Here is a 3650-nt window from a genome sequence, read left to right as displayed (position 1 = left end):
CCACCATCGGTACTGACAAAAAATCCATTTCTATTGATCTGAAAGCCTTGGCGGCGAATCCCCGGATTGGATCTCGGAATAGTTGGATTGGATCTCGGAATAGTTGGCCGTGGTGGAGGGGATTGAGTGCGGGTCGGTGGCTGAGCCGGTGGTAGAGATGGCGGTGCTGGGTTAGGCAGAACCGGCAGTGACCCTCGATAAGGCTGAGGTAATTGTACAGTCCACTGATTGGGGCTAATACCCCGAAATTTTACCTGCTGGGGGTCTATAGTGTAACCAGGAGCCAATTCAACCACAATCCGAGTGGTTTGTCTCTCAAATTGACCCACTCGCACTTCTCGAATCGCCCCGCTTAGACGCTGATTTGTTGATGGACCTCCGACGTTAATTCCCGGTAAATCAATCACTAACCGGGTAGGATTAGAAATGAGTTGGGCTGTGGGTTGTACACCCACATCAGTGGTAAATTCCAGGCGATTCTGATTGCGATCATATTGCCAAAATAGTAGTTCACGGGCTTGAGCCGCCAATGAAAATAGAGAAAATGTCAAAGAGCTGGAGAGTAGCAGTAGCCAGCGAAACCTCACAATTCTTACTCCTGTATCATGTATCTTAGGTAATTGGTTATAGCAATTGGTTATAGCAATTGGTTATACCAGCTGTTAGCGGTTAAGTATTAGACCCCAACAGCTGCCTAGAGTAGGCTATAGTTAACCGCTAATCCCTAACCACTCACGATGAATACCCCTAATTAATAGCCCAGTCAAGCAATGTCTAGTCTGTTTGACTAATAAGATTAATCTGATTAATCTTATTAAAACCGTTAACAGACTCGGACGTAGAGTAGCTTGGTTAAGTTTCAAGAGTTTCAGTATACACGGGTTTCTCTGAATCGAAAATTTGGTTTTAGTTAACACACTTAGCAATGTCGAAATCTTAAAGCATACACAATCAACTAAATTGAACAGGATTCTTCAAGAATCCTGCATCAATAATTGTCTTTAATCAGCAAGCTCAGATAGCTTAGCAACAAGTCTCAAGACTCTCCAGCTGTTTCCACCGGCTCAGATGGCTCTTGAAAGACCAACCGCAACAAAGGCGGAGCGATAAAAGTCGTTAAAATAACCATCATGATAATCGCTGCTTCAGTGGCTTCTGAAAGAGCACCACTTGCTGAACCAACACCAGCAAAGACTAGCCCCACTTCACCTCTGGGAATCATGCCAACCCCAATAGCCAGACGGTTAATTCCTGATTGACCAAAGACTGTCAATCCTGTGATCACCTTACCAAGAATTGCCACCACAATCAGGAAAGTTGCCAAGATCAAACCCTCGCGATTACTGGGAACTGCTGGGTTAAGCACACTCAAATCAGTTTTGGCTCCCACAGTAACAAAGAAGATGGGCACAAGTATATCTGCCACTGGTAAGACCTGTTCTTCTAATTCTCGACGCTTATCCGTCTCTGCCAAGACTAGCCCAGCAGCAAAGGCTCCTAAAATGGCTTCTAATTGGATAGCTGTGGCAATATAGGACAAGACAAAGGCAAAAATGAGTGCTGTCAGTAATACCTGACCTCGGGTTTTCATTTCCTTGACCAAGGCAACGAAATACGGACCGAGGAAGCGACCGATTAGAATTGCTCCAACTAGGAAGACACCAGCACTAATAATCAAATAGATTACATTAGTGATCACGACTTCCCCAGTTTTTGCCAGACTAGCCACCACAGCCAGGACGATAATTCCTAGGACATCATCGAGTACGGCAGCACCAATGATAATTTGCCCTTCTTTAGAACTGAGCTGTCCAATTTCTGCTAGGACTTTAGCGGTAATCCCGATACTAGTGGCAGTTAGGGCAGCACCAGCAAAAATAGCAGGGACAGCAGAAATATGAAATAGGTAAGCTAAACCAGCAGTACCAGCAGCAAAGGGAACAACCACCCCAACTACAGCTACCACAGCGGCCTGCGGACCAACACGGATCAGTTCTTTGAGGTCAGACTCTAGTCCAATTTCAAATAACAGGATGATCACGCCGAGTTCCGCTAAGACGGAAATCACCTCGCTAGTAGACTGAAATACTGAGTTGGTAGCTTCTGGGGTTAGACCAGCGGTAGTTTGGAGAAAGCTCATCATTACGGAATTGCTAGCCGCACTGCCCCCTTCTGGGAAAACTAGCAGATTTAGGGCAGAAACCCCGACAACTACACCACCGACCAATTCCCCTAATACCGGTGGTAAGTTAATCCGAGCACAAATTTCGCCTCCGAGTTTACTGGCGAAGTAGATCACCACTAGACTCAATAGCACTCCTGCAAGAACCAGTGAACCGTTTTCTGCTTCATTAGCAGTGGCTTCAGTTGCTGTTGCCAATAGGGATGGCAGAGGGTGTTCAGGGGGGAGGAATGGTAAGGGGGTGAGGAGATTCACCCAGGCAGTTGTATCAGCCATGTAGTTGCGAATAAATCATTCATTATACTTTACAAAAATTATGGCAACCCTTGAGCCTCTAAGGTCTAATCAGGGGCTCAAACTAAGCTAGTACTCTGTCAATTTAGTTTTGATGGTTAGGTGTTAGGTGTTAGGTATTAGGTTTCAGGTGTTAGGTGTTAGGTGTTAGATGTTGGGTTAAGTTCTGGTACTTAATGCCTAATCAAGGGCGTGCCAACGGACCAACGTGTCTTGGATTTGAACAACCCGATGGCTTAGTTAAAATAGCTCATGGGGAAAATCATCACATCTTAACCTTTCGTACTCTTTGAGAGCCCACTGATTCTCTTCAGTGTATTTCGTTACCAGCTTAATGCATTGCTGTCTGCGTCGATCCTGCTCCTGAGCTTTTTGTTGTGCTTTTTCTCTGGCTATGCGTTGAGCCTCTTGCTGGGCTTGTCGTCTGACTCGTTGAGCTTCTTGCTGGGCTTGTCGTCTGACTCGTTGAGCTTCTTGCTGGGCTTCTATGGTAGAAATTTTAGCATCTGCCCTGTCTATAATTGGTTCAACTTGCTTTTGCCAATAGCCAGTAGTCACCCTCCTAGCGTTTTGCTTAGCCTGTTGCCATTGACCTGCCTCCAGGGCTTGAAGTGCTTGTTTGCGAATCGATACATTCACAGCCCACTCTTGTTTCCATTGGGCAATGGTCTCGGGTAATTTTTGACGAATCAGAGTAGTTTCAGGGATGACTTGAGTTAGAGCAATGGCTTCATTGAGCTTCCCTTGTTCCTGATACAGCTTGGTAGCTTTCTGAAATAGGCTGTTAGACCACTGATTAATTAACTGTTGTGCCTCTTGGTAAGGAGCACTATCTGGGGTCAGTTTATTGGCCTCGATAATTGCGTCTTTAAATTGGTTCGCTGCAGCTAGTATCTTAGCTTTGCCAAATAGTTTCTCGGCACACTCATTAAAAATCACCTGAGTCTGTTGATATATAGGCGACTTTTCAGGAATAGTCGTGGCTTTATTGATGCATTCTTCATATTCCCGTTCTGATCGGTGCTTCTGAATCTCTTCTAAGCGTAATAGTAGATTTCGATAACTTTGCCATTCTTGATATGACCAACCTAGCCCTGCACCAATGACAGCAACTGCTAGCCACATCCCTACCATTCGCAGCCATTGGTTGGTTGGGGGCGAAGACACAGGTGGA

At 45.5% G+C, this 3650-nt stretch carries 2 protein-coding genes and 1 pseudogene; all 3 read right to left on the bottom strand.

The genetic code is table 11. The features are described 5' to 3' along the window. On the bottom strand, nucleotides 1-587 hold a 587-nt coding region (locus F6K20_RS28740; RefSeq protein WP_287296945.1), incomplete at its 3' end, for an AMIN domain-containing protein. A gap of 449 nt (nucleotides 588-1036) precedes the next feature. Next, nucleotides 1037-2458: a cation:proton antiporter gene (locus F6K20_RS28735; RefSeq protein WP_287296943.1), complete on the bottom strand. Its 1422-nt coding sequence runs from the start codon at nucleotides 2456-2458 to the stop codon at nucleotides 1037-1039. Nucleotides 2459-2716: 258 nt separating this feature from the next. Further along, nucleotides 2717-3650 (bottom strand): annotated as a pseudogene (locus tag F6K20_RS28730) (hypothetical protein); the annotation flags it as partial.

It is taken from the genome of Moorena sp. SIO2C4, assembly GCF_010672485.1.
Classification (GTDB): domain Bacteria; phylum Cyanobacteriota; class Cyanobacteriia; order Cyanobacteriales; family Coleofasciculaceae; genus Moorena; species Moorena producens.
This window is presented reverse-complemented; position numbering and strand designations above follow the sequence as displayed.